Genomic DNA, 26318 nt, shown 5'->3' on the forward strand with positions numbered 1-26318 from the left:
CGGCGACGTTCGGGTACGCCACCCCCTTGGCCACCCGGCCGGAGTACGCGCCCCCGGCCGGCCGGCCGCGCTCCGCGCCGTTTGCCGCGCGAGCGCAGGGCCCCGCAGCTGCCGGCGCTCGCGTGGCACGCGGCGCGGAGCGCGTGGGTGGCCGGGTGCACGTTCCGGGCGGGTGGCCAGGGGCCGCGTGTCACGGCTCGCGCCGGGGGCAGCTGCCGGCGCTCGCGTGGCACGCGGCGCGGAGCGCGTGGGTGGCCGGGTGCACGTTCCGGGCGGGTGGCCAGGGGCCGCGTGTCACGGCTCGCGCCGGGCGGGCGGGGCCCTGCGCTCGCGCGGCAAACGGCGCGGAGCGCGGCCGGCCGGCCGGGGGCGCGTACTCCGGCCGGGTGGCCAAGGGGGTGGCGTACCCGACCGTCGCCGGGCGCGTGCTCCGGCCGACGTCGGGTGGATACGCCCCGGCCCTCCCGTGGCCGAAGGCGCGCGTACTCCGGCCGGTGTCGGGCGGGTGTACCGCCGACCGAGGGTGCTGTGCCGGACTCACGCCGGTTGACTGCGGTCGGCGGCGTGCCTGCCAGGCGGCGTTGGGCGGCTCCCGTCTGATGGCGGTTCGCGGGGCGCTGCAACCCGCGTCCGACGGGAACCCTCGGTCAACATCCGTTGGGCGTGCGCACCCCGGTGGGCTGCGGTCGGCGGCGTGCTCGCCGGTTGGCGGGTCCACTCCAGCAGGCGTCGGGCTGGCGACCGCCGGTCGACACCCGTTGGCCGGGTGCTCGCCGGGTTGGCCGTGGTCGGCGGGGCGCGCGCCGAGAGGTGGGGCGTGCCTCCGGTCGCCGGTGCGGCGTCGCGTCCCCGTGCGTCAGGGACGGGGGCGCGACGCTGTTCCGTGGACCGGGGGTGCGCCCCGTGTGCGAGGGCGCGCCCGGTGCGCCAGGTGTGTGCGGCGCGTGAGCTCCGCGCGGGGAGCTGGGCGTTCCGGGTGCGGGTGCCACGACTGGCGGGCGGTTTCACCGCCGTCTTCTCGCGCGGGCGCGGGCCCGCGGCGACGATGTGTGCATGGCCACGCCACCGGTACCGCCCCAGCAGCCACCCGGCCCGCCGCACGGCGGAGGCTTCGGCCCGCCCGGCGACGACGGCGGGGGAGGTGGGCCGGGCCGTGGCCCGGGCGGCCGACGCCGGCTCGTGATCCTTCTGCTCGCCGTGGTCGTGGCGGCCCTGGTCGTCTCGCTCGCCGTGCTCGTCACGTCGGACGAGGACGGCCCGGACACGGAGCCCACCGAGACCGCCACCGGCGGTCCGTCACTGGACCTCCCGTCCGAGTTCCCGACCGGGCTACTGCCCTCGGACTTCCCCACGGAGCTGCCCTCCGGCTTCCCGACCGAGCTGCCCAGCGACTGGCCGAGCGGCCTGCCCACCGCGCTGCCCAGCGGACTGGAGTCGCTGCTCCCGGGGCTCGACGGCGTGGACGCTCCCTGACGTCCGACGCCCGAAGCGTTCCGCGGGTACCCCTGCGCTGTGAGGTGGGTCACCATGGTGAGGAGGAGGCCGTGGGCCGCTGCGAGACCTTAGGGGGTGCATCTCAGGGACGTCTCAGGGTGGCGGCCAGGAACCGCCGCCGACGCGGACCCGTTTTCAGGTCAGAGAGCGGCAGTGGCCGCGAAGGAGGCGACGTACATGTCGAAGAACGCGAAGATCGCCGCGGGGGGTGTGGCGGTCGGGCTCATCCTGCTCATCTGGCTGCCCTGGTGGGCCTCCCTCCTGATCATCCTGGGAGTCCCGGCGGCCGCCTACCTCACCCTGGACCCGTCCCAGCGGCGACGCCTGCGGCGGAACACCCGCAAGCAGCTGGGCCGCTGAGCCGGGGCACGTGGACCGCACAGAGACGTAGGCGCGTACGGACGCGCCGGCGGAGAGGCGGGCGCCCGCACGGCACCGGGCGCCCTGGCGTGCGGGCAGACGCGAGCGTCCACCCCGTACCCCGCCTCACAGCGGCCGTACGGCCATCTCGTCGAGCGCCTTGAGCAGTCCCGGCAGTTCCGGCCCCCGCCCGACCGGAAGGACCTCGCCGGGTTCGTCGTCGAGGAGGACGAAGGCGATGTCGTCCGTGCGCGCGACCAGCGACCACCCGGGCCCGTCCGCGCGCAGCGTCCGCGCACCGCCCGGTGCGAAGGACGACCGCACCCGCCCCAGCGGCGGCGGCGAGTCGACGTAGGCGCGCGCCTCGGCCAGCACCCTGCGGATCCCGCCGTGCCCGCCCTCCGACGCGCCCGCGCCCTCACCGCTTCCCGCGCCCTCACCCGCCGGCGCCGCGTCCGGCGCCGGGAACGCCGAGTCGTCGACCTGCTCCCGCCACGTCGCCCACTGGAGCGCGATCTCGTCGGCCCCCAGACGCCGCTGGGCCGGCCCCCACACCTCCGCGTCCGGCGGCGTCAGCGGCGGCATGTCCGCCACGTCGGGGGAGGGGTCGTGCGGCGCGGGCACGTTCGGCGCCGCCACGGCCACCGCGAGGGGCCAGCCGGGCAGCGCGGCGACGACCGTGCGCTCGTCCGGCGACAGATCGTGCTCCATGCCGCAGTCCCAGGACGCGATGGCCACGGCGACCAGCGAGACGTCGTCGACGACGACGGTCCACCGGGCGCCGGCCCCGTCCTGGCCGAGCACCAGCCCGTAGCCGTCGGCCACGGGCGGAAGACCGAGCGCCGAGCACGCCTCGGGGTAGTCGTCGCCCAGCACGCTGGGGAACTTCGCGGGCGTCAGCAGCGCCGCCGTCAGCACGTAGAGCGCGTCGTCGTCGGCGGCGACGGCTTCCTGGTCCGTCCCGGCCATCCCAGCCTCCCCATCGGTTCGTCCGTCGGCGCGCACCCTATGCCGACCTCGCGCCGCTTGTCACGACCTCGCACCCGCGCCCGGAGCTGCAGGTTTCCGGCCGGACGGGGCGAAACGACCCTGTGCGCGGACATGTTCGCGGACCCTGCACGAAAGCCCCGCACGGGCACGACACGCCTCAGGCGTCCCGCACCGCCAGCGCCAGGAACCGCGTGTCCTCGTCGACGTACGACGTCATGCGCCAGCCCGCGCCCGTGAGCAGCGCCCGCAGGTTCGGCTCGGCGCGCAGGTCGTCCGGAGTGAGCCGGCGACCCTGGCGTGCGGCGAGGGCGGCCCGTCCGACCGGGTGGAACAGGGCGAGCACCCCGCCGGGCCGCACCACGCGCCGCAGCTCCCGCAGGTTCTCGCCGGGCTGCGGCAGATGCGCGATCAGCCCGGCCGCGAACACGGCGTCCAGCGAGGACGAGCGCAGGGGCAGCGCCGCCACGTCCGTCAGCAGCAGCGCCCCGTCCCGGTTCCGGCCGGCCCGCGCCGCCTCCCGCAGCATCGCCGGCGTCAGGTCCGCGCCCAGCACCACCCCGGACCGGCCCACCGCCGCGCGCAGCGCGGGCAGCGCCCGCCCGGTCCCGCAGCCCGCGTCCAGCACCCGGCCGCCCTCGCGCAGCCCCAGCTCGGCGACCGCGGCGGCGTAGGCCGGGCCGTCGTCGGGGAATCGGCGGTCCCAGTCGGCGGCACGGGCGGTGAAGAACTCCTGCACATGTGTGTGGTCGTCGCTCATGCACCGCATGATCCCTCACCGGAACCGGCGACACCGTGTGCGCACGTTCGAGCATGATGCGGTCGTACCGCGCCACCGGCGCGTCAACTTCGCGCCGCTTTCGAAACGCGCCCCCTCGATGCGCCCGCGCCCCCTAGCGTCCCCGGGTCATGGGACACCTGGACCACGCCACCCTCGGGTGGCTCACCCCCGTGCTGTCGTACGCGATGGCCTGCACCGGCGCCGCCCTCGGGCTGCGCTGCACCGTCCGCGCGCTCGCCGCCACCGGCCGCGTGCGGCGCAACTGGCTGCTCACCGCCGCCTCGGCGATCGCCACCGGCATCTGGACCATGCACTTCACGGCCATGCTCGGCTTCGGCGTGAGCGGCACCGACATCCGCTACGACGTGCCGCTCACCCTGGCGAGCCTGGTGGTCGCCATGCTGTTCGTCTGCGCGGGGGTGTTCGCCGTGGGCCGTCACCCCGGCCGGGTCCAGGCCCTGCTGCTCGGCGGGCTCACCACCGGACTCGGCGTCGCCGGCATGCACTACCTGGGCATGGCGGCGGTCCGGCTGCACGGCGAGGTCAGCTACGACCCGGTGCGCGTCGCGCTGTCCGTCCTCATCGCCGTCGTCGCCGCCACGGCCGCGCTGTGGGCGGCCCTCGCCATCCGCTCCCCGGCCGCCGTCACCGTCGCCTCCCTGATCATGGGCGCGGCCGTCAGCAGCATGCACTACACGGGCATGCACGCGGTCGGCGTGCGGGTCACGCCCTCCGGGGAGCCGCTGCCCGGGGCGAGCGCCATGTCGTTCGTCTTCCCGCTCGCCGTCGGCCTCGGCGCCTACCTCTTCATCACCTCCGCGTTCGTGGCGCTGTCCCCGGCGGCCGGGGAACGCCACGCGTCCGCGTCCGCCCGCCGGCCGGCCGGGCACCCCGTCCCCTGACCGCCGTCCCCGCGGCCCGCCCGCACGACGCCCCTACGAGCGAGGAGTCCATGCGCACACCCCGGAGGACCCCGAGCGCCCCCGCCGAGGCACCGTCCCCGCCTCCCGTCCGCGGGCGGCGCGCCCACGCCGGACCGCCCGCCGACGAGGGACCGCTGTCCGCGGCGGACCCGGCGGGGGCGGGCGCACCGCGCCTGCGCGGCCCGTCCGGGCCCCGCACCGTCCGCGCCAAGATCATCTGCCTGCTGATGGTGCCGGTCGTCTCCCTGCTCGCCCTCTGGGGCTACGCCACTGTCACCACCGCGCAGGACGTCGCCCGGCTGCGCCAGGTGCAGCGCGCCGACGCCGCCGTCCGCGCCCCGGTCGCCGAGGCCCTCACCGCGCTCCAGGCCGAGCGCGCCGCCGCCGTGCGCCGCGCGTCCGACACGGCGGCCGTCGGGGACGCGGAACTCACCCGTCTCGCGCGGCGCACCGACCGGGCCGTCGCCCGGCTGCGGCTCGGCGAGGACCGTACCGTCGCCGACGGGCAGGCACTGCCCCGCGCGGCCGCCGAGCGGCTCGACGCCTTCGTCACCGCCGCGGAACGACTGCGTCCGCTGCGCGCGGAGGTCCGCGAGGGCCGGGCGGGCTGGGCCCGGACGTACGAGCGGTACACGGACGCCATCGCCGGGGCCTTCGGCGTGGGCGGCGCCCTCACCGGCGTCCAGGACGCCGAACTCGGCGCCCACGCGCGCGTGCTGCTCGAGTTCTCCCGCGCGGGGGAGGCCCTCGCCCAGGAGGACGCGATCCTGGCCGCGGCCCGGCTGCACGGCAGCCTCGCCGGGGACCGCCTGCGCCTGTTCACCGGGGCGGTCGAACTGCGCCGCACGCTCGCCGCCTCCGCCACGCCCGACCTGCCCGAAGCGGCCCGCACCGCCTGAAGCACGCTCGCCGGCAGCCGTCCCTACGCCGTCCTCTACACGGCCGAGGACAAGATCCTCGCCGCCGACCCGGAGTCACGGGCCGCCGAAGCCGTCCCCCGCGGCACCTGGGACGCGGCGCACGCCCGGGTGCGGGACGAGCTGAGCGCCGTCGAACGGCGGGCGGCGGAGTCGGTCGCCGGACGCGCCGACCCCGTGGAGCGCGGACTGCTCGGGCCGGCCGGTGCCGCCGTGCTGTTCGGCCTCCTCGCCGCCGGGGCGTCGCTCGTCATCTCGGTCCGCATCGGACGCGGCCTGGTGATCGAACTGGTCGCCCTGCGCGACGACGCCCTCGACATCGCGCACCGCAAACTCCCCGCGGCCATGCGGAAACTGCGCGGAGGCGGGGAGATCGACATCCGGGCGGAGGCCCCGCACGGCCCGCCCGCTCAGGACGAGACCGGCCAGGTCGCCGAGGCCCTCGGCACCGTCCACCGGGCCGCGCTGCGCGCCGCCGTGGAGCGGGCCGAACTGGCCGGCGGGATCAGCGGCGTCTTCGTCAACCTCGCCCGCCGCAGCCAGGTCCTGGTGCACCGTCAGCTCAGCCTGCTCGACAGCATGGAACGCCGCTCCGACGACCCGGACGAGCTGAGCGACCTCTTCCGCCTCGACCACCTCACCACCCGCATGCGCCGCCACGCGGAGAGCCTCATCATCCTCTCCGGCGCCGCCCCCGGACGCGCCTGGCGCAAGCCCGTGCCGCTGACCGACGTGGTGCGCGCAGCCGTCTCCGAGGTGGAGGACTACGCGCGCGTGGAGGTGCGGCAGCTCGCCGAGACGTCCGTCGCGGGCGCGGCCGTCGCCGACCTCACCCACCTCCTCGCCGAGATCATCGAGAACGCGGCGCAGTTCTCGCCGCCCCACACCCGGGTGCGGGTCACCGGGGAACCCGTCGGCAACGGTTACGCCGTCGAGGTCGAGGACCGCGGCCTGGGCATGGGCAAGGAGGCTCTCGCCGAGGCCAACCGCCGCATCACCGAGTCCGAGGCGCTCGACCTGTTCGACAGCGACCGGCTCGGCCTCTTCGTGGTCAGCCGGCTCGCCGCCCGCCACGCGATCAAGGTGCATCTCAAGACCTCCCCCTACGGCGGCACCACCGCGGTCGTCCTGCTCCCCACCGTGCTGCTCGGCGAACACGCCGAGCGGGACCGTCCCGGCACGCCACACGCGACACCCGCCGGGGACCACCCGGACCGGCGCGAGCCCGCCCCCGTCCCGCACACCGGAACAGGTTCCGTCCCGCACAGGCCCAGGGCGGTCGCCGCCCCCGACACCCGGCGTGCCCTGGTGGCCCCCGTCGCCGACCCGCCGCCGGACCACCGCACCGAGGAGGCGCACCCCGTGCCGCACGAGGACGCGGACACCGCACCCCGCGGTCCCCAGGGAGCCGCCACCTTGCGCCTGCACCGCCAGGAGGAGCAGGCCGGCTCCGACGACCTGCCCCGCCGGGTACGCCAGGCCAGCCTGGCGCCCCAGCTCCGCGACGGCCGGCCGGACACGCCCGGGCCCGCACGGGGCGGCGGCCGGGACGACGACCGCACCCCCGAACTCGTACGGGACCGCATGGCGGCCTACCGCGCCGGCTGGACGCGCGGCGGCGGCCGGCCGCCCGGCGCCGCCCCCGGCACGGAGAGGCCCAGCACCGAAGGAGACCCCGCATGATCCAGGAACCGCGCACCGGCACAGCCCGGCGCTCCGGCGAACTCGACTGGCTGCTCGACGACCTGGTGCTCCGCGTCGCCGACGTACGGCACGCCGTGGTGCTGTCCGGCGACGGACTCGCCATGGGCGCCTCCGGCGGCCTCGGCCGCGAGGACGCCGAGCACCTCGCCGCCGTCGCCTCCGGTTTCCACAGCCTCGCCAAGGGCGCGGGACGCCACTTCGGGGCCGGCGGCGTACGCCAGACCATGGTCGAGATGGACGACGCCTTCCTGTTCGTGGCCGCCGCGGGGGAGGGCTCCTGCCTCGCGGTGCTCACTTCCGTCACCGCCGACATCGGCCTCGTGGCCTACGAGATGGCACGGCTCGTCCGGCGCGTGGGCGAGCACCTGGACACCGCGCCGCGCGTCGCCGCCCGGCCGCCGGCCGGATGAGACGAGGAAGCGGTCCCCGCAGATGACCGACGACACGACCGGCGCCCCGCGCGAACCGGGCGGCCAGTGGTACGACCAGGAGGCAGGCCCGCTGGTCCGGCCCTACGCCGTGACCGGCGGGCGCACCGCACCCGGCCCGACCGGCGTGCGCTTCGACCTGATCGCCCTGGTCACCCTGGACCCCGCGGCGCCCGCCGACGACGACCCCGCGCTCGGCCCGGAGCACCGCACGCTGATCGACCTGTGCCGCCCGGAGACCCAGTCCGTCGCCGAACTCGCGGCCGGCGCCGACCTGCCCGTCGGCGTCGTCCGGGTCCTCCTCGGCGACCTGCTGGAACGAGGCCGGGTCACCGTCAGCCGGCCCGTACCACCCGCCCAGCTGCCCGACGAGCGGGTGCTCCGCGAGGTGATCGCGGGCCTGCGGGCGCTGTAGCGGACCACCCACGGCCGACGGCACGACAGCAGCACCTCGACGAAAGAGCGTCGCACTACCCTCACGAAAGAAGCGAACGATGACCCCCGAACACCCCGACGCCCCCGCCGGCGAGACGACGGCTCTGGCGCTGAAGATCCTGGTCGCCGGCGGTTTCGGCGTGGGGAAGACCACGCTGGTGGGCGCGGTCAGCGAGATCCGGCCACTGCGCACCGAGGAGATGCTCAGCGAGGCCGGGCGGACGGTGGACGACACCGACGGCGTCGACCACAAGGTCACCACGACCGTCGCCATGGACTTCGGCCGCATCACCATCCGCTCCGGGCTCTCCCTGTACCTCTTCGGCACCCCGGGCCAGGACCGCTTCTGGTTCCTGTGGGACGAACTGGCGCAGGGCGCGCTCGGCGCGGTCGTCCTGGCCGACACCCGGCGGCTGGAGGACTGCTTCCCCGCGGTCGACTACTTCGAGCACCGGAAGATCCCCTTCGTCGTCGCCGTCAACTGCTTCGCCGGCGCCCGGCGGCACGACACGGGCAGCGTCTGCCGGGCGCTCGACCTCGACCCCGGGACGCCGGTGGTGCTGTGCGACGCCCGCGAACGCGTGTCGGGCAAGGAGGTGCTCATCCAGCTCGTCGAGTACGCCGGACGCATGCACACCGCCCGGCTGCTCGACTCGGTGGGATGACCGCGGCGGGGAGCGGGCCGACCCGGCGCCCCGCCCGCCGTCAGTCCGCCACGCCCTTTTCGGCCAGCACCTTGTCGACACGGACCCGGACCAGCAGCTCCCCCGGCACGCCGTTGCGGGCGCCGAACTCCTCGGCGCGGTCCTCGCCCATGTAGCGCGCGCCGATCCGGGCGGCCCAGTGCCGCAGCTCCCCGGGATCCTCCGAGAGTTGCGCCCGGCCCTCCAGGATCACGTACGCGAAAGGCGGCCGGTCGTCGTCCACGCAGAGGGCGATCCGCCCGTCACGGGCCAGGTTGCGTCCCTTCACGGTCGCCGCGCCGGTGTTGAACACCACCTCGTCCCCGTCGAGCACGAACCAGACCGGTGCCAGATGCGGACGTCCGTCGGCCCGGACGGTGGCCAGTTTGCCGGTGCGGGTGCCGTTCGAGACGAACGCCCGCCACTCTTCCTCGGTCATCTTGTGTCCCATGGCTCTCATCTTCCTTGCCCGTCGCCCGGTCGTGGGTAAGGCTGGCGGAGGGACCCTCCCGACCGGAGGGGACGACACGGGGCACACGGGGACAACAGGGGGAGACACACGACATGGGGCAGAACCAGGGACTCGACTGGCTGCTGGACGACCTGACCCAGCGCGTCGAACACGTACGGCACGCGCTGATCCTCTCGAACGACGGCCTGGTGACGGGGGCGAGCACGGGCCTGCGCCGCGAGGACGCCGAGCATCTGGCCGCCGTCTCGTCCGGGCTGCACAGCCTCGCCAAGGGCTCGGGGCGGCACTTCGGCGCGGGCGGGGTGCGCCAGACGATGATCGAGTTCGACGAGGCGGTGCTCTTCGTCACCGCCGCCGGCAGCGGAAGCTGCCTCTGCGTCCTGAGCGGCGCCGAGGCGGACATCGGACACATCGCCTACGAGATGACGCTGCTCGTCAACCGGGTCGGCGAACACCTGGACGTCGACACCCGCCGACCGGAACCGGGCGCGGGCGCCTGACCAGCGCCTTCGTCGTTACGGGGCGAGTTATCCACAGGGTTGGCACGCTGCGTGACGAAATGGCTACCGTCTTTCCCGGAGCGGGCGCGACCGGCGCCCGCCCTCCGAACGCACGGGGGAGACGAGCATGTCCCGACAGCAGACGACCACCACCACGACCACCACGCGGCGATCCGTCACGGCCTTCGACACGAGTGTCCGGCCGGTCGTGGCGACCGACGACTCCTGGGTGACGACCGGCCGCGCGGCCCGCGAACTCGGCCTGCGACGCATGGAGTTCGACCTGGGCGTACGGCTCGGCCGCATCCGTACGGAGCCCGGCCGGACGCCGGGGGAGCGGCGGGTCGCGCGGGCCGAGATCGAACGGCTGCGCGCCGGACCGGGGTTCCCCGAGTCGCTGCGCCGCAGCGTGCACGCCGTGGGGACCGCGGAAGGCGCCGCGCTGCTGGACGTGGCGAAGACGCGGTTCACCCGGCTGGCCAGGCTCGGCCTGCTGGTCCCGGTGGCGTTCCACCTCAACCGCTACCGTGCCGTGGTCTGGCTCTATCTCGCCGACGAGCTACGGCTGTTCGGCGACGACGCGAAGAGCGCGCCGCTGCTGACCGGGCGTACGCCCGAGGGACTGCGCGGTCTGCTGGACTCCGGGATCGACCTGCGGCCCCGCAACTGGCGCAGCAGGCACCTCGGTTTCCTGCTCCGGGAGGACGAGGACCCCTGGGCCCGTGCGGGCGCGGTCGCGTCGTTCCTCGAACCGCTGCACGTGGCGCAGGTGGTGCGGGACCCCTACGACCGGTCCCACCTCAACGGGTTCCGCCGCCGGCCGCCCGGCGGCGCGAGCCCCGACTCGCCGGGGGCAGGGATCGCGGCGGACCTCATGACGGCGTGCGACCCGGACGAGATCGCCTGGCTGCGGGCCGACCTGGCCCGCCTCGTGGACGAGGCCCGAGCCCACCGCCCGGCGCCCCGGCCGCCCGCGTCCCGCAGGCCGGTGCTCTCACCGGCGTCGTCCCGGCCCGCGCCTCCGTCCCGCCCCGACACTCCGGACACCCCGGCCGCCGGCGACCGCGCCAGACGCCGAGGCCTGCTCGCCCGCTGGCGCCACCGAACCGCCCGGACCGCCCGGACCGCATCGCGCCCCTGAGCCGGCGGTGCGCGGTGACGGGCCGCGTCTCACCTCACAGCGCCCGGAAGAGACCTTCCTGGACGACCGAGACCAGCATGCGGCCCTCCCGGTCGTAGATCCGGCCGCGCGCCAGCCCGCGGCCGCCCGTGGCGATGGGCGACTCCTGGTCGTACAGGAACCACTCGTCCGCCCGGAACGGCCGGTGGAACCACATGGCGTGGTCCAGCGACGCCATGTCGAAGCCACGCGGACCCCACAGCGGCTCCACCGGGATCCGCACCGCGTCCAGCAGCGTCATGTCGCTGGCGTACGTCAGCGCGCAGGTGTGCACCAGCGGATCGTCGCCCAGCGGCCCGACCGCGCGCATCCACACCGCGCTGCGCGGCTCCGCGCCCTCGATCTCGTCCGGCTTCCAGCGCAGCCGGTCGACGTAGCGGATGTCGAAGGGCTGGCGGCGCGCCATCCGCTCCAACTGCTCCGGAAGCGCGCCCAGGTGCTCGCGGATCTCCTCCGCGACCGTCGGCAGCGACTCCGGGTCCGGCACCTCGCGGGCCGGCGGCAGCTGGTGCTCGAAACTCCCCTGTTCAGGCTTGTGGAAGGAGGCGGTCAGATTGAAGATCGTCCGGCCCTGCTGCACGGCGGTGACCCGGCGGGTCGTGAACGACCTGCCGTCCCGCACACGCTCCACCTGGTACACGATCGGCACCCCGGGCCGGCCCGGGCGCAGGAAGTACGCGTGCAGCGAGTGCACCGGGCGGTCGCCCTCCGTGGTGCGGCCGGCCGCGACCAGCGCCTGGCCCGCGACCTGTCCCCCGAAGACCCGCTGCAGGGACTCCTGCGGGCTGCGGCCGCGGAAGATGTCGACCTCGATCTGCTCCAGGTCGAGCAGATCGACGAGGCTCTCGGCCGGGTTCGTCATGGGTGCGTCTCTCCTGTGCTCAGAGCTGGCCGACGGCGGTGACCCGCACGACGGCACGGCCCTCCGCGTCGGAGGCGGTCAGGTCGACCTCGGCGCTGATGCCCCAGTCGTGGTCGCCGTTCGGGTCGTCGAAGATCTGGCGGACCCGCCACAGCCCGTTCTCCGGCTGCTCGTCGAGGATCAGCAGCTTCGGCCCGCGGGCGTCGGGACCGGTGCCGAGTTCCTCGTACTCGTCCCAGTACTTGTCCATCGCCTCGCCCCACGCGTCCGCGTCCCAGCCGGACTCGCCGTCCAGCTCGCCCAGTTCGTCCACCTGGTCGAGGGCGGCGAGCTCCACCCGCCGGAACATGGCGTTGCGGACCAGGACCCGGAAGGCGCGCGCGTTCGCCGTGACCGGCTTGACCTGGTCGGCCTTCTCCTGGGCCTCCTCGGCGGTCATCTCCTCCGGGTTGGCGAGCTGCTCCCACTCGTCCAGCAGGCTGGAGTCGACCTGGCGCACCGTCTCGCCCAGCCAGGCGATCAAATCCTCCAGGTCCTCCGACTTCAGGTCGTCGGGGACGGTGTGCTCCAGCGCCTTGTAGGCGCTGGCGAGGTAGCGCAGCACGATGCCCTCGGTGCGGGCCAGTTCGTAGTGGGACACCAGCTCCGTGAAGGACAGCGCCCGCTCGTACATGTCCCGGATCACCGACTTCGGCGACAGCGGATGGTCGCCGACCCACGGGTGGGACTTGCGGTACGTGTTGTACGCGTGGAAGAGCAGCTCCTCCAGCGGCTTCGGGTAGGTGATGTCCTGGAGGCGCTCCATGCGCTCCTCGTACTCCACCCCGTCGGCCTTCATCGCGGCGACCGCCTCGCCGCGCGCCTTGTTCTGCTGGGCGGCGAGGATCTGCCGCGGGTCGTCCAGCGTGGACTCCACCACGGACACCATGTCCAGCGCGTACGACGGCGACTCGGGGTCCAGCAGCTCGAACGCGGCCAGCGCGAACGTGGACAGCGGCTGGTTGAGCGCGAAGTCCTGCTGGAGGTCGACGGTGAGACGCACGATGCGTCCCTCCGCGTCCGGCCGGTCGAGCTTCTCGACGATGCCGCCGTCCAGCAGCGACCGGTAAATGGCGATCGCCCGCCGGATGTGGCGCAGCTGCTGCTTGCGCGGCTCGTGGTTGTCCTCCAGCAGCCGGCGCATCGCCTCGAAGGCGTTGCCGGGCCGGGCGATCACCGACAGCAGCATGGTGTGGGTGACGCGGAAGCGGGAGGTCAGCGGCTCCGGCTCGGACCCGATGAGCTTCTCGAAGGTCTGCTCGCTCCACGCGACGAAACCCTCGGGAGCCTTCTTGCGCACCACCTTGCGGCGCTTCTTCGGGTCGTCGCCCGCCTTCGCCAGCGCCTTCTCGTTCTCGACGACGTGCTCCGGCGCCTGGGCGACCACGAAGCCCTCGGTGTCGAAGCCGGCCCGCCCGGCGCGCCCCGCGATCTGGTGGAACTCCCGAGCCCGCAGCGTGCGCACCCGGTTGCCGTCGTACTTGGTGAGCGCGGTGAACAGCACCGTGCGGATGGGCACGTTGACGCCCACCCCGAGGGTGTCGGTGCCGCAGATGACCTTCAGCAGGCCCGCCTGCGCCAGCTTCTCCACCAGCCGCCGGTACTTGGGCAGCATGCCGGCGTGGTGCACGCCGATGCCGTGCCGCACGTAACGGGACAGGTTGCGGCCGAACTTGGTGGTGAAGCGGAAGTTGCCGATCAGGTCGGCGATCCTGTCCTTCTCCTCCCGCGTGCACATGTTGATGCTCATCAGCGCCTGCGCCCGCTCCACCGCCTGTGCCTGGGTGAAGTGCACGATGTACACCGGCGCCTGGCGGGCCTCCAGCAGATCGGTCAGCGTCTCGGTGAGCGGCGTGTACCGGTACTCGTACGACAGCGGCACCGGCCGGGTCGCCGAGCGGACGACGGCGGTGGGGCGGTTCGTGCGCCGGGTGAGGTCCTTCTCGAAGAAGGAGACGTCGCCCAGCGTGGCCGACATCAGCACGAACTGCGCCTGCGGCAGCTCCAGCAGCGGAATCTGCCAGGCCCAGCCGCGGTCCTGCTCCGCGTAGAAGTGGAACTCGTCCATCACGACCTGGCCGACGTCGGCGTCCTTGCCGTCGCGCAGCGCGATCGACGCGAGCACCTCGGCGGTGCAGCAGATCACCGGGGCGTCGGCGTTCACGGACGCGTCGCCGGTGAGCATGCCGACGTTCTCGGTGCCGAAGATCTTGCACAGCTCGAAGAACTTCTCCGAGACGAGCGCCTTGATGGGGGCCGTGTAGAAGGTGACCTCGTCGCGCGCCAGCGCCGCGAAGTGGGCGCCCGCGGCGATCATGCTCTTGCCCGAGCCGGTCGGCGTCGAGACGATCACGTTCGCCCCCGACACCACCTCGATCAGCGCCTCCACCTGGTGCGGATAGAGGGTGAGGCCGCGCTCCTGCGCCCACGACTCGAAGGCTTCGTACAGGGCGTCGGGGTCTGCGGTCGGCGGCAGCTGATCGATGAGGGTCACCACCCCATCTTGCCTGCCCGCACACCCGATGCGGGAATCGGCTGTCGGCTCGAAGATCGCTACCGCTACGCTGTGTCGCCGGCGCAGCGTCAACGTCCCCGGTCAACCGGGCGGCGGTGAAAGAGGAATGGGGCGGGCACAGGCCATGATGGGACCAGCACACTCACTGTCGGGCGCCGCGGCCTGGCTGGGGGTGGGGGCGGCGACGGCCGCGGCCGGACGCCCCATGCCCTGGCCGGTGCTGCTGGCCGGCGCGCTGATCTGCGCGGGCGCCGCGCTCGCCCCGGACCTGGACCACAAAGCCGCCACCATCTCGCGGTCCTTCGGCCCCGTCTCCCGCTGGCTGTGCGAGATCGTCGACAAGCTGTCCTACGCGGTCTACAAGGCGACGAAGAAGCCGGGCGACCCCCGTCGCTCGGGCGGTCACCGCACCCTCACCCACACCTGGCTGTGGGCGGTCGCCATCGGCGCCGGCACCTCCGCCCTGGCGATCACCGGCGGCCGCTGGGCGGTCCTGTTCATCCTCTTCGTGCACATGGTGCTGGCCATCGAGGGCCTGCTGTGGCGGGCGACGCGCGGCTCCAGCAGCGACGTGCTGGTGTGGCTGCTGGCGGCGACCAGCGCCTGGATCATCGCGGACATCCTCGACCAGCCCGGCAACGGCGCCGGATGGTTGTTCACCGAGCCGGGCCAGGAGTACTTGTGGCTCGGCCTGCCGATCGTCCTGGGCGCCCTGGTGCACGACATCGGGGACGCGCTGACCGTCTCCGGCTGCCCGGTCCTGTGGCCCATACCCGTGGGCCGCAAGCGCTGGTACCCGGTCGGCCCGCCGAAGGCGCTGCGGTTCCGCGCCGGCAGCTGGGTGGAGCTGAAGGTGCTGATGCCGGTGTTCATGGTGCTGGGCGGGGTGGGCTGCGCGGCGGCGCTCAACGTCATATAGCCGCGTACAGCGGCGGCGCCCCTGTGCGACGGCGGACGCGCGGAACGGGCGGCCGCCGGTCAGCCGCCGCCCTCACCGCCGTAGCGGCGCTCGAACCGGGCGATTCGGCCTTCGGTGTCCACGGTCCTGGCCTTGCCCGTGTAGAACGGGTGGCTCTCCGAGGAGATCTCCACGTCCACCACCGGGTAGGTCTCGCCGTCGTCCCACTCGATGGTCTGCCCGCTGGACGCGGTGGACCGGGTGAGGAAGGCGTATCCGGCGGCCCGGTCCCGGAAGACGACCGGGTGGTACTCGGGGTGCTTGTCCTTCTGCATGGGTGCTCCTCGGGCGGCTGGGTTCCGCGGCCGGGTAGGCGGGTTCAGCCCGGCAGGCTGTCCTCGTCCACGATGTGCACGGCGGCCTCCTCGGCGGAGGCGGCGGCGCCGTCGATGCCGACGTCGCCGGCGACCAGCGCCTCCTCCTCGTCCTCGTGCGCCCCTTCGTCGGGGGCGACGAGCCGGCCGGAGCGTGCCGCACCGACCTCGTTGTCCAGGAGTTCCCCGTCGGTGCCGGTGGAATCCCCGAGGTCGTCGCCGTCCGGCACGGGGAGGTCGGGCAGCTCCTCGGCCAGCCGCTGGTCCAGGGTCTCGCCCTCGTGCTGCTCGGCGGCGGTCACACCGTAGTGCTCCACCGCCCAGGGCCGCTCCGGAGGGGACCAGCCCCGGTCGAGGGGGTCGGCGACACCGTCGGTCTCCAGCGTGTCCTCGGCGTCCAGCAGACCGGCGTCGTCCTGGATCTCGGACGCGTCGGGCTGGTAGACGTCGTCTCCCCAACCGTCACCGCTGTTCACGGACACCTCCAGGGGGTGGGGCGGGCCGCGTCGCCCGCCGTGGCCCGCACGGGCCGTCTCCACGGGCACCGAGCCCGTTCGGACCCGCTCCGCTACCCGGACGCTCCCCGGGCCGATGCCTGCCTCCAGCCTTCCACCGGATCTCCCGACCCCGCAACGCCACAGGCCGTAACCGGCAAACGCCGGCCCGCTGTCCTGGCCGGTGGGCGGTGGCCGGCGCGCCGACGGGCCGCGGCGCCTGTGGTGTGGCCGCGCGGCGCGTGCGAGCGGACCCGGGGGCGCCACGGGGACGCATCGGACGCGCATCCGGCTGGGCGGCAGGCGGCGCCTGCGACGCAAGGCGTTGCCTGGGCGGTGGGCGGCGGGCCGGTACACCGCCGCGCGTAGGTACGCGCCGCCTGCGACGAGAGCCCTCGCCTGGCGTGCTGTGCGGCACGCCGGCCCCGCACGGGTGCGGGCGCGCCAGGCGCGAGCCGCGTCGGGCGCGCCAGGCACCCCCACGCAAGGCGCCACACCGCCGCGCGCGGGCGCACCGGCCTACCCAACAGACGGGCGCGGCCGGTGCCGGACATCCCGCCTCGGGGATACCGCGGGTACCGGGGATACCGGGAATGACCCCCGACCCCCAGCGGCAGCGTCCCCTCAGCCGTGCCAGCTGCGCCACAGCGCCGCGTAGGCCCCGTCCGCCGCGACCAGGTCGTCGTGGCTGCCCAGTTCGCTGATGCGGCCGTTCTCGACGACGGCGATGACGTCCGCGTCGTGGGCGGTGTGGAGACGGTGGGCGATGGCGACGACGGTGCGGCCGTCGAGGACGCGGGCCAGGGAGCGCTCCAGGTGACGAGCGGCGCGCGGGTCGAGCAGCGAGGTCGCCTCGTCGAGGACCAGCGTGTGCGGGTCGGCCAGCACCAGCCGGGCCAGGGCGATCTGCTGCGCCTGTGCGGGAGTGAGCGCGAAGCCGCCCGAGCCGACCTCCGTGTCCAGGCCGTCCTCCAGCGCCCGCGCCCAGCCGTCCGCGTCGACCGCGCCGAGCGCCGCCCACAGCTCGGCGTCCTCCGCGTCGGTGCGGGCGAGCCGCAGGTTGTCGCGGAGGGAGCCGACGAAGACGTGGTGCTCCTGGTTGACGAGGGCGACGTGGGAGCGGACCCGTTCCGCGGTCATGCGGGACAGTTCCGCTTCGCCGAGGGTGACGCGTCCCTCCCGGGGCGCGTAGATCCCCGCGAGCAGCCGGCCCAGCGTGGACTTGCCCGCACCCGAGGGGCCGACCAGGGCCATCCGGGTCCCCGGCGGCACCTCCAGGGACACCTCGCGCAGGACGTCGACGCCCTCCAGGTAGCCGAAGCGCACGGTGTCCGCCCGCACCCGCCGTCCCTCGGGCGTGACCGCCGGGTCCCCGGCGTCGGGCTCGATGTCCCGCACGCCGACCAGCCGGGCCAGCGACACCTGCGCGACCTGGAGCTCGTCGTACCAGCGCAGGATCAGCCCGACCGGGTCCACCAGCATCTGCGCGATCAGCGCGGCCGTGGTGAGCTGGCCGACGCCGATCCACCCCCGCAGCACGAACACCCCGCCGATCATCAGGACGGAGCCGAGGACCGTGACGTGGGTCATGTTGATCACGGGGAACAGCACCGAGCGCAGCCACAGCGTGTAGCGCTCCCAGGCCGTCCACTCCCGGACCCGCTGGTCCGTCAGCGCCACGCGGCGTGGGCCGAGGCGGTGCGCCTCCACCGTCCGCCCGGCGTCCACGGTCTCGGTGAGCGCGGCGGCCACCGCCGCGTATCCGGCCGCCTCCGAGCGGTACGCGCGCGGCGCCCGCCGGAAGTACCAGCGGCACCCGGCCACCAGCAGCGGCACCGCGACCAGCACCGCCGGCGCCAGCTCCGGCGCGGTGACGACCAGTCCGCCGAGCAGCAGGGCCGCCCACACCACGCCGATCGCCAGCTGGGGCACGGCCTCGCGCATGGCGTTGCCGAGCCGGTCGATGTCGGTGGTGATGCGGGACAGCAGGTCACCGGTGCCGGCCCGTTCCAGCACGCCCGGCGGCAGTCCCACCGACCGCACCAGGAAGTCCTCGCGCAGGTCCGCCAGCATCCGCTCGCCGAGCATCGCGCCGCGCAGCCGTACCTGCCGCACGAACCCGGCCTGGACCATCAGCGCGGCCACGAACAGGGCCGCCGTGACTTCCAGGTGCAGCTCCCGATCCCCGGACGACACCCGCTCCACGAGCCCGCCCAGCAGGTACGGGCCCACCATCGAGGCGATCACGGCCACCGTGTTGACGGCGACCAGCAGGAGGAAGGCCCGCCGGTGCCGGCGGAGCAGCTCGGCCACGTACGCGCGTACGGTCGCGGGCGCGCCCACCGGCAGCGTGCTGGCCGCTGTCGGGGCCGCCGGGTCGTAGGCCGGTGGCGCGACGCCGATCATGCCTTCTCCTCGATCTCTTCGAGCTCTTCCAGTTCCTCCAGGCCGTCCGGGACCTCACCCGTGGGCCGCGCTCCGTCGTCGGCGTGGAGCGCGACGGCCGGCGCCGTCTCCTCCTCGGTCTCGCGAGTCACCACGGCCCGGTAGCGGGGCTCGGTGCGCACCAGCTCCCGGTGACCGCCCACCGCGACGACCGTGCCCTCGTGGAGGAACACCACCCGGTCGGCGCGGTCCAGCAGCAGCGGGGACGAGGTGAACACCACCGTGGTCCGCCCGGACCGCAGGCCGCGCACGCCTTGGGCGATGCGCGCCTCGGTGTGCGAGTCGACGGCCGAGGTCGGTTCGTCCAGCACCAGCACCTCCGGGTCCGTGACCAGCGACCGGGCGAGCGCGAGCCGCTGGCGCTGCCCGCCCGACAGCGACCGCCCGCGTTCGGTGATGCGGGCGTCCATCGGGTCCTCGGCGCCCAGCGACCCCTGCACCAGCGCGGCCAGCACGTCCTGGCACTGCGCGGCCTCCAGCGCCGCCCCCGGGTCGACCGCGCCGGACGCGGGCACGTCCAGCAGCTCCCGCAGCGTGCCGGAGAGCAGCACCGGGTCCTTGTCCTGCACCAGCACGGCCGTACGGGCGCTGTCCAGCGGCAGTTCGTCCAGGGGCACCCCGCCGAGCAGCACGGAGGTGCCGTCCTGCGCGGCGTGCCCGCCGAGCCGTTCGGCCAGCCGTCCCGCCGCGTCCGGGTCCCCGCACACCACGGCGGTGAGCAGCCCGAACGGGGCGCACAGCCCCGTCTCCGGGTCGTACAGGTCGCCGGCCGGGGTCTCGGCGGCACGCGTGCCGTCGGTGTCCGTGGCCCGCTCCAGCGCCAGCACCCGCGCGGCCCGCCTGGCCGAGGGGCGCGAGAAGGAGTAGGCCATCGCGATCTCCTCGAAATGGCGCAGAGGAAACGTAAGGAGCATCACCGAGCTGTAGACGGTGACCAGTTCACCGACGTCGATCCGGCCGTCGCGGGCCAGACGGACGCCGTACCAGACCACCGTGATCAGCAGCAGGCCCGGCAGCAGCACCTGGACGGCCGCGATCAGCGACCACATGCGGGCGCTGCGCACGGCCGCGTGGCGCACCTCCTGCGAGGCGCGTCGGTAGCGGTCGAGGAACAGGTCCTCGCCGCCGATGCCGCGCAGCACCCGCAGTCCCGCGACGGTGTCCGAGGCCAGCTCGGTGGCCCGTCCGGCCTTCTCCCGCTGGACGTCCGCGCGCCGGGTGGCCGGGGGCAGCAGCGGCAGCACCGCGAGCGCCAGCACGGGCAGTCCCACGGCGACGACGGCACCCAGAGCGGGCTGGTAGACGAGGAGGCCGACGGTGACGGCGACGATGGTGACCGCGGCGGCGGTGAAGCGCGACAGTGCCTCCACGAACCAGCCGATCTTTTCCACGTCACCGGTGGAGACGGCGACGACCTCGCCCGCGGCCACCCGCCGGGTCAGCACGGAGCCCAGCACGGCGGCCTTGCGGCCCAGCAGCTGCTGCACCCGGGCGGCCGCGGTGATCCAGTTGGTTACGGCGGCGCGGTGCAGGAAGGTGTCGCCGACCGCGACGCCCGCGCCTGCCAGCGCCATCAGCCCGCCCGCCAGGGCGAGCCGCCCGCCGGAGCGGTCGACCGCGGCCTGGACGGCGACACCGACGCAGAACGGCAGCGAGGCCACGGACCCGAAGTGCAGCAGGCCCCAGGCCAGTGACTTCAGCTGTCCGCCCAGCTGGTTGCGGAAGAGCCACCACAGGAATCGAGGACCCGAGCGGGCGTCGGGCACGCCCGGATCGGGGTACGGAAGGTCGTGAATCTGCATGATGTCCCAGTGGCTCGGAGCAGGGGCCGCGACGCCCACGGACGGCGGCAGCAAACCGTGACAGGTTGGCTCCGTGACGCATCCCCGGGCAACCGGTTTTTCCCGGCCACGGCCCGTGTGCCGGACGCGTGTGTCCGGGGCCGGTGTCAGCCCTCGCCGTCGCGCGCCCGCCCGGTCGCCCCCTCCTCGCAGGGCGGCACCTGCGGACCGTCGACCAGGGTGTTCAGCAGCTCACCGAGCTGCTCCCGCTCCCGTTCCCCCAGCGGGGCGAGGATCTCCGCCGCGGCCGCCCGCCGTGCGGCGCGCAGTTCGCGGAGCGTCTCGCGGCCCGCGTCGGTCAGCTCGATGCGGATGACGCGCCGGTTGGCCGGATCCGGGACCCGGCGCACCTTGCCGTGCGCCTCCAGCCCGTCGACCAGCGTGGTCACCGCGCGAGGTACCACTTCGAGCCGCTCCGCGAGGTCGGCCATGCGGGGCGGCGAGGCGTAGTGCGCGAGGGTGCGCAGCAGCCGGGACTGGGCAGGAGTGATGCCGAGCTCTCGCCGCTCCAGATGGCGTTTCTGGATGCGGTGCACCCGGCGGGTGAGCCGGAGCAGCTGTTCGGCCAGCAGGCCGTCGGGGTCGGAGGCGGGCGCGGCGGTCATACGGGAACATTATCAGGATGACGTTCATTGTGAATACAGGTAACAATGAATGTCGATCACCGACGTCCGTACCCCGTACCCGGTACCCGGAACCCCGAAGGAGACCATGCACCCCGATCACGCCCCCGCATGGACGCCGCCCGCCGAGGCCGAGCAGGAACCCCGGCAGGTGCGGCGCATCCTGCGCCTCTTCCGTCCCTACCGCGGCCGCCTCGCGATCGTCGGGCTGCTCGTCGGGGCGTCGTCGCTCGTCTCGGTCGCCTCGCCGTTCCTGCTGAAGGCGATCCTCGACGTCGCCCTGCCCGAGGGCCGCACCGGCCTGCTCAGCCTGCTGGCGCTGGGCATGATCCTCAGCGCCGTGCTCACCAGCGTCTTCGGCGTGCTGCAGACGCTGATCTCCACCACCGTGGGCCAGCGCGTCATGCACGACCTGCGCGCCGCCGTCTACGGGCGTCTCCAGCGCATGTCGCTCGCCTTCTTCACCCGGACCCGCACCGGCGAGGTGCAGTCCCGCATCGCCAACGACATCGGCGGCATGCAGGCCACGGTGACCTCCACGGCGACCTCCCTGGTCTCCAACCTCACCAGCGTGGTCGCGACGATCGTGGCGATGCTCGCGCTCGACTGGCGGCTGACGGTCGTCTCGCTGGCGCTGCTGCCGGTCTTCGTCTGGATCAGCCGCCGCGTCGGCAACGAACGCAGGAAGATCACCACCCGGCGGCAGAAGCAGATGGCCGCGATGGCGGCCACGGTCACCGAGTCGCTGTCGGTCAGCGGCATCCTGCTGGGCCGCACCATGGGCCGCTCCGACTCGCTGACCGCCGCCTTCGCCGAGGAGTCCGAGCGTCTGGTCGACCTGGAGGTGCGGTCCAACATGGCGGGCCGCTGGCGGATGGCGGTCATCACGATCGTCATGGCCGCCATGCCGGCGGTCATCTACTGGACGGCCGGCCTCGCCGTGCACTCGGGCGGCCCGGGGGTGTCCCTCGGCACCGTCGTCGCGTTCGTCTCGCTCCAGCAGGGCCTGTTCCGCCCGGCGGTGAGCCTGCTCTCCACCGGCGTGCAGATCCAGACCTCGCTCGCCCTCTTCCAGCGCATCTTCGAGTACCTCGACCTGCCGGTCGACATCACCGAGCGCGAGGATCCGGTGCGCCTGGAGCGCGTGAAGGGCGAGGTCCGCTTCGAGAACGTCACGTTCGGCTACGACGGCAAGGGCGGCCCCGTCCTTGACGGCATCGACATCACCGTCCCGCCGGGCGGCAGCCTCGCCGTGGTCGGACCGACCGGCGCGGGCAAGTCCACGCTCGGTCACCTGGTGCCCCGGCTGTACGACGTCACGGGCGGGCGGGTCACCCTGGACGGGGTGGACGTGCGCGACCTCGACTTCGACACCCTGGCCCGCGCGGTGGGCGTCGTCTCGCAGGAGACGTACCTCTTCCACGCGTCGGTCGCGGACAACCTGCGCTTCGCCAAGCCCGACGCCACCGACGAGGAGCTGCACGCGGCGGCGAAGGCCGCGCAGATCCACGACCACATCGCGGCGCTGCCGGACGGGTACGACACCGTGGTCGGAGAACGCGGTCACCGCTTCTCCGGCGGGGAGAAGCAGCGGCTGGCGATCGCCCGCACCATTCTGCGCGACCCTCCGGTGCTCGTCCTCGACGAGGCGACCAGCGCGCTGGACACCCGTACCGAGGCAGCCGTGCAGGCCGCGATCGACGCGCTGTCGGCCGACCGCACCACCCTCACCATCGCCCACCGGCTGTCCACCGTCCGCGGCGCCGACCAGATCGTGGTGCTGGACTCCGGACGCGTGGTGGAGCGCGGCACCCACGAGGAGCTGCTGGAGCGCGAGGGGCGGTACGCGGCCCTCGTGCGACGGGACGCCCGGCTGGAGCCGAACCCCCGACTGGAGCCGACTAGCTGAAAATATGCCGGGTTTGTGACGATATGCGGGTTACCGTGCCCGCATGCAGACGAACACTCCGTCACGGAACTCGATCCGACTGACGCGCCGCGGCCGCTTCGCCCTGGCGACGCTCGGGGCCGTCGTGGCCGGCACCGCCGTGGCGGTGCCGCTGCTGATCATGGGCGACGACGAGGAGCCCCGTCCCGAGACCCTGGTCGTCCCCGCGGGATGGCGGGCCGCCCAGGTCTACGCCGCCATCGACGAGTCCCTCGACCTGCCCGCCGGCACCACCAGGAAGTCCCTCGCCAAGGCCGCCCTGAAGCTGCCGAACGAGGCCGGCGGCAACCCCGAGGGCTACCTCTTCCCGGCCACGTATCCGCTCCCGGAGAACGCCACCCCGCAGAAGATGCTGGCCCGTATGGTCGACACGGCCAACGAGAAGTTCAACGGCGCCCCCGTCGCCGCCGGCGCGCAGCGCAACGCGATGAACGTCTACCAGGCGGTCACCGTCGCCAGCATCGTCCAGGCCGAGGCCGCCACCAAGGCCGACATGGGCAAGGTGGCCCGGGTGATCTTCAACCGGCTGGAGCGCGGCATGCCGCTGCAGATGGACTCCACCGTCGACTACGCCCTCAACCGCACGAAGGCGCGCACCACCCCCGCCGACACCGAGGCCGACAGCCCGTACAACTCGTACCGGCGCATGGGGCTGCCGCCCACCCCGATCGACAACCCCGGGGAGGACGCCGTGCGCGCCGCGATCAACCCCGCCCCGGGCGACTGGCTCTACTTCGTCACGGTCCGGCCGGGGGAGACCCGCTTCACCGCGGACCTCGCGGAGCACCAGCGCAACGTGGCGGAGGCGGAGGCCGAACGGAAGAAGGCCACGGAGAAGTCCGCGCAGCCGTCCGCGACATGACCGCCGTTCAGGCCGCGGCGGGCTCCTCGGCCAGCAGCCGCCGGATGTCCCGCACCGCGGCCCGCCCGGCCCGGTTGGCGCCGATCGTGCTCGCCGAGGGACCGTAGCCGACCAGGTGGATCCGCGGGTCGGTGACCGCCCGGGTGCCCTCCACGCGGATCCCGCCGCCCGGCTCCCGCAGCCGCAGCGGCGCGAGATGGTCGATCACCAGCCGGAACCCGGTCGCCCACAAAATCACGTCCGCCGCGACCCGGCGCCCGTCGTCCCACACCACACCCTCGGGCTCGATCCGGTCGAACATCGGCAGACGGTCGAGCACCCCGTCCGCCAGTCCCCGCCGGATCGCGTCGTTCAGCGGCAGCCCCGTCACGGAGACCACGCTGCGCGGCGGCAGCCCCTGCCGGACGCGCTCCTCGACCAGGGCCACGGCCGCACGGCCCGCGTTCTCGTCGAAGGGCTCCTCCCGCCACACGGGCGGCCGCCGGGTCACCCACGTGGTGGCCGCCGCGTACGGCGCGATCTCCAGGAGGTGTTGGGTGCCGGACGCGCCGCCGCCCACCACGACCACCCGCAGCCCGGCGAACGCCTCCGGACCGGGGTAGTGCGCGGTGTGCACCTGCCGTCCCCGGAAGGTCTCCTGACCCGGGTAGCGGGGCCAGAAGGGGCGGTCCCAGGTGCCGGTCGCGTTGATCAGCGCGCGGGTCGCCCAGGTGCCGTGCGAGGTCTCCACCAGCAGCCGGCCGCCGGGCCCCTCCCGTACCGCGTGCACGTCCACCGGACGGCGCACCCGCAGGTCGAACGTCCGTTCGTAGCGGTCGAAGTACGCGCTGATCACCTCGGAGGACGGCCGCAGCGGATCGGCGTCCGTCAGCTCCATCCCGGGCAGCGCGTGCATCCCGTGCACCTTGCCGTACGTCAGCGAGGGCCAGCGGAACTGCCAGGCGCCGCCGGGCCCGGGGGAACGGTCCAGGACCACGACGTCACGGTCCGGCGCGAAGCCGCTGCGCCGCAGGTGATAGGCGCTCGACAGTCCTGCCTGCCCGGCGCCCACGACGACCACCTCGACCTCGCGCACATCGTTCACGCTTCCACCAACACGCACGGTGGGGTGGATCTTCCCGCTGGGGCTCCTCCGGGAAGCACGCCGTGTGCGTCAGGATGGGCGCATGTCCGACGCCTTCACCACCCGAGTCCTGACCCTCACCACCGGCTCCGCCGAGCGGATCGTCGACCTCACCGGCGACTGCGAGGCCTTCCTGCGGGAGACGGCGGCCGGCCGGGACGGCCTGCTCAACGTGTTCGTGCCGCACGCCACCGCCGGCATCGCGGTCATCGAGACCGGCGCCGGCAGCGACGACGACCTGTTGTCCGCGCTGCACACCCTGCTGCCCGCCGACGACCGCTGGCAGCACCGGCACGGCAGCCCTGGCCACGGCCGCGACCACGTCCTGCCCGCCTTCGTCCCGCCGCACGCCACGCTCCCGGTGATCGACGGCCGCCTGGAACTGGGCACCTGGCAGTCGGTCTGCCTGGTCGACACCAACCGCGACAACCCCGACCGCAGGGTGCGCCTGAGCTTCCTCGGCTGAGGCGGACGCCCGCGAGCGCTGCAGCCGCCCCTCAGCCGAGCGTCCGCACCACCGTGACCGGGCAGTCCGCGTGGTGCAGCAGCGCCTGGCTCACCGAACCGAGCAGCATCCCGGCGACCCCGCCATGGCCGCGCGCCCCCGCCACCACCAGCTGCGCCTCCCGCGTCGCCGCCAGCAGCGTCTGCCGCACCCGGCCCCGCTCGACGCGCTGCTGGACGGCGACCCCCTGGTGCGCGGTCGCCCACGGCTGGATCACGCCCTCCAGCAGGTTCCGGTGGCGCTGTTCGAGCTGATCGAGGTCCACCACCACGCTCAGCGGGTCACCGGGGTCCTCGTACGGAGTGGACTCGCTCCAGGTGTTCCAGACGTGCATGGCCGTCAGCGGCGCCCCGCGCAGTTCCGCCTCCCTGAAAGCGAAGGACGCGGCGGCGTTACCCGCGGGCGAGCCGTCCGCGGCCAGCAGTACGGGACCGTGCGGGTCGGGCCGCCCGCGCACCACCATGAGCGGCCCGTGTCCGTGCGCCGCCAGCTGCATGCTCGTCGAGCCCAGCAGCAGGTCGCCGAAGAGACTCCGGCCGCGCCGCCCCAGCACCGTCAGCACCGCGTGCCGCGACTCGGTCCGCAGCACGGTCAGGGCGTCGCCGGACACCACGCTGCGGGTGACGTCGAGTCCCGGGACGCGCTCGTGGATCCGCTGCTCTGTCTCGGCCAGCACCCCGTGGATCATCGGATCCAGGTCCGCCGGGCGGGCGAACGCGTGCACGATACGCAGCCGGGCCCCGCGCAGCCGCGCCTCCTCGGCCGCCACGTCGGCGGCGGCGAGGCTGGAGGGCGAGCCGTCCACGCCGACGATCACCGTGTCGTCCACCACACACTCCCGTCCCCGGAAGGTGCCACCGAGTACCCACGCCGCCGGTCCGCTACGCGCCCGATCCCCCCCTTTGTCCGGCGCACCTCTCTGACC

General features: G+C 74.2%; 24 protein-coding genes and 1 pseudogene. 13 read left to right on the forward strand and 12 right to left on the reverse strand.

Annotated elements, in window-relative coordinates:
• Positions 1–1053: 1053 nt before the first annotated feature.
• Positions 1054–1473, forward strand: a complete 420-nt coding sequence (locus tag CCN29_RS05245; RefSeq protein WP_031016436.1) for a hypothetical protein — start codon at positions 1054–1056, stop codon at positions 1471–1473.
• A 198-nt stretch (positions 1474–1671) separates the two neighbouring features.
• Positions 1672–1854 carry a tail-anchor membrane protein gene (locus CCN29_RS05250; protein WP_006135174.1) on the forward strand — a complete coding sequence of 61 codons (183 nt, stop codon included), beginning with the start codon at positions 1672–1674 and terminating at the stop codon, positions 1852–1854.
• 126 nt (positions 1855–1980) lie between these two features.
• On the opposite strand, the gene CCN29_RS05255 is transcribed toward CCN29_RS05250, so the two are convergent.
• Both CCN29_RS05255 and CCN29_RS05260 read right to left on the reverse strand, forming a co-directional pair.
• A complete protein-coding gene (locus CCN29_RS05255; RefSeq protein ID WP_031059612.1) occupies positions 1981–2823 on the reverse strand; it encodes a hypothetical protein in 843 nt (280 codons plus the stop codon).
• 178 nt (positions 2824–3001) lie between these two features.
• The gene (locus CCN29_RS05260; RefSeq protein WP_006135171.1) at positions 3002–3601 is read right to left on the reverse strand and encodes a class I SAM-dependent methyltransferase; all 600 of its coding nucleotides are present in this window, start codon (positions 3599–3601) and stop codon (positions 3002–3004) included.
• A gap of 149 nt (positions 3602–3750) precedes the next feature.
• On the opposite strand from CCN29_RS05260, the gene CCN29_RS05265 reads away from it, so the two are divergent.
• The 5 genes and pseudogenes from CCN29_RS05265 (at position 3751) to CCN29_RS05285 (ending at position 8694) form a co-directional block, all read left to right on the forward strand.
• On the forward strand, positions 3751–4524 hold the full coding sequence (locus CCN29_RS05265) for an MHYT domain-containing protein (RefSeq protein WP_086680258.1): 774 nt from the start codon (positions 3751–3753) through the stop codon (positions 4522–4524).
• A 50-nt stretch (positions 4525–4574) separates the two neighbouring features.
• Positions 4575–7145 (forward strand): annotated as a pseudogene (locus CCN29_RS05270) (sensor histidine kinase).
• Positions 7142–7576 (forward strand): roadblock/LC7 domain-containing protein, encoded by a 435-nt coding sequence (locus tag CCN29_RS05275; RefSeq protein WP_031016442.1) that lies wholly within the window; start codon positions 7142–7144, stop codon positions 7574–7576. Before CCN29_RS05270 ends, CCN29_RS05275 begins: the two are co-directional and overlap by 4 nt.
• Before the next feature lie 22 nt (positions 7577–7598).
• A complete protein-coding gene (locus tag CCN29_RS05280; protein WP_086680260.1) occupies positions 7599–8009 on the forward strand; it encodes a DUF742 domain-containing protein in 411 nt (136 codons plus the stop codon).
• A 79-nt stretch (positions 8010–8088) separates the two neighbouring features.
• Positions 8089–8694: a GTP-binding protein gene (locus tag CCN29_RS05285; RefSeq protein ID WP_006135164.1), complete on the forward strand. Its 606-nt coding sequence runs from the start codon at positions 8089–8091 to the stop codon at positions 8692–8694.
• 40 nt (positions 8695–8734) lie between these two features.
• On the opposite strand, the gene CCN29_RS05290 is transcribed toward CCN29_RS05285, so the two are convergent.
• The gene (locus tag CCN29_RS05290) at positions 8735–9163 is read right to left on the reverse strand and encodes a PPOX class F420-dependent oxidoreductase (RefSeq protein WP_006135163.1); all 429 of its coding nucleotides are present in this window, start codon (positions 9161–9163) and stop codon (positions 8735–8737) included.
• Positions 9164–9276: 113 nt separating this feature from the next.
• On the opposite strand from CCN29_RS05290, the gene CCN29_RS05295 reads away from it, so the two are divergent.
• Together CCN29_RS05295 and CCN29_RS05300 are read left to right on the forward strand one after the other, a co-directional pair.
• Positions 9277–9684: a roadblock/LC7 domain-containing protein gene (locus CCN29_RS05295; RefSeq protein ID WP_006135162.1), complete on the forward strand. Its 408-nt coding sequence runs from the start codon at positions 9277–9279 to the stop codon at positions 9682–9684.
• Between the two features lie 127 nt (positions 9685–9811).
• On the forward strand, positions 9812–10825 hold the full coding sequence (locus CCN29_RS05300; protein ID WP_031059601.1) for a DUF6397 family protein: 1014 nt from the start codon (positions 9812–9814) through the stop codon (positions 10823–10825).
• Positions 10826–10859: 34 nt separating this feature from the next.
• Here CCN29_RS05300 and CCN29_RS05305 read toward each other — a convergent pair whose 3' ends face one another.
• A complete protein-coding gene (locus CCN29_RS05305; RefSeq protein ID WP_006135159.1) occupies positions 10860–11726 on the reverse strand; it encodes an acyl-CoA thioesterase in 867 nt (288 codons plus the stop codon).
• Between the two features lie 19 nt (positions 11727–11745).
• A complete protein-coding gene (locus CCN29_RS05310; RefSeq protein ID WP_442538242.1) occupies positions 11746–14259 on the reverse strand; it encodes a DEAD/DEAH box helicase in 2514 nt (837 codons plus the stop codon).
• A gap of 145 nt (positions 14260–14404) precedes the next feature.
• Between CCN29_RS05310 and CCN29_RS05315 the strand changes: the two genes are divergently transcribed.
• Positions 14405–15199, forward strand: a complete 795-nt coding sequence (locus CCN29_RS05315; RefSeq protein ID WP_006135156.1) for a metal-dependent hydrolase — start codon at positions 14405–14407, stop codon at positions 15197–15199.
• A 59-nt stretch (positions 15200–15258) separates the two neighbouring features.
• Here the strand turns inward: CCN29_RS05315 and CCN29_RS05320 are convergent, their stop codons facing one another.
• From CCN29_RS05320 to CCN29_RS05340, 5 genes are all read right to left on the reverse strand, one after another.
• Positions 15259–15513 (reverse strand): type B 50S ribosomal protein L31, encoded by a 255-nt coding sequence (locus CCN29_RS05320; RefSeq protein ID WP_031016453.1) that lies wholly within the window; start codon positions 15511–15513, stop codon positions 15259–15261.
• A 44-nt stretch (positions 15514–15557) separates the two neighbouring features.
• Positions 15558–16028: a DUF5709 domain-containing protein gene (locus CCN29_RS05325; protein WP_006135154.1), complete on the reverse strand. Its 471-nt coding sequence runs from the start codon at positions 16026–16028 to the stop codon at positions 15558–15560.
• Between the two features lie 642 nt (positions 16029–16670).
• Entirely contained in the window at positions 16671–18452 is a 1782-nt protein-coding gene (locus CCN29_RS05330; protein ID WP_086680262.1) for an ABC transporter ATP-binding protein, read from the reverse strand.
• Positions 18449–20293 carry an ABC transporter ATP-binding protein gene (locus CCN29_RS05335; protein ID WP_086680274.1) on the reverse strand — a complete coding sequence of 615 codons (1845 nt, stop codon included), beginning with the start codon at positions 20291–20293 and terminating at the stop codon, positions 18449–18451. Before CCN29_RS05335 ends, CCN29_RS05330 begins: the two co-directional genes overlap by 4 nt.
• 146 nt (positions 20294–20439) lie before the next feature.
• Positions 20440–20937, reverse strand: a complete 498-nt coding sequence (locus CCN29_RS05340; RefSeq protein ID WP_006135150.1) for a MarR family winged helix-turn-helix transcriptional regulator — start codon at positions 20935–20937, stop codon at positions 20440–20442.
• A gap of 106 nt (positions 20938–21043) precedes the next feature.
• Between CCN29_RS05340 and CCN29_RS05345 the strand changes: the two genes are divergently transcribed.
• Positions 21044–22864, forward strand: coding sequence for an ABC transporter ATP-binding protein (locus CCN29_RS05345; protein WP_086680276.1), 1821 nt, complete (start codon positions 21044–21046; stop codon positions 22862–22864).
• A 43-nt stretch (positions 22865–22907) separates the two neighbouring features.
• Positions 22908–23765 carry an endolytic transglycosylase MltG gene (gene mltG / locus CCN29_RS05350; protein ID WP_006135143.1) on the forward strand — a complete coding sequence of 286 codons (858 nt, stop codon included), beginning with the start codon at positions 22908–22910 and terminating at the stop codon, positions 23763–23765.
• 7 nt (positions 23766–23772) lie between these two features.
• Here the strand turns inward: mltG and CCN29_RS05355 are convergent, their stop codons facing one another.
• The gene (locus CCN29_RS05355; RefSeq protein ID WP_442538243.1) at positions 23773–24849 is read right to left on the reverse strand and encodes an FAD-dependent oxidoreductase; all 1077 of its coding nucleotides are present in this window, start codon (positions 24847–24849) and stop codon (positions 23773–23775) included.
• Positions 24850–24931: 82 nt separating this feature from the next.
• Here CCN29_RS05355 and CCN29_RS05360 point away from each other — a divergent pair, with 82 nt between their 5' ends.
• Positions 24932–25354 carry a secondary thiamine-phosphate synthase enzyme YjbQ gene (locus CCN29_RS05360; RefSeq protein WP_031016474.1) on the forward strand — a complete coding sequence of 141 codons (423 nt, stop codon included), beginning with the start codon at positions 24932–24934 and terminating at the stop codon, positions 25352–25354.
• Between the two features lie 31 nt (positions 25355–25385).
• Here the strand turns inward: CCN29_RS05360 and CCN29_RS05365 are convergent, their stop codons facing one another.
• The gene (locus CCN29_RS05365) at positions 25386–26222 is read right to left on the reverse strand and encodes a universal stress protein (RefSeq protein WP_006135139.1); all 837 of its coding nucleotides are present in this window, start codon (positions 26220–26222) and stop codon (positions 25386–25388) included.
• Between the last annotated feature and the right edge of the window lie 96 nt (positions 26223–26318).

The sequence above is a fragment of the Streptomyces pseudogriseolus genome, assembly GCA_002154585.1.
Taxonomy (GTDB): domain Bacteria; phylum Actinomycetota; class Actinomycetes; order Streptomycetales; family Streptomycetaceae; genus Streptomyces; species Streptomyces pseudogriseolus.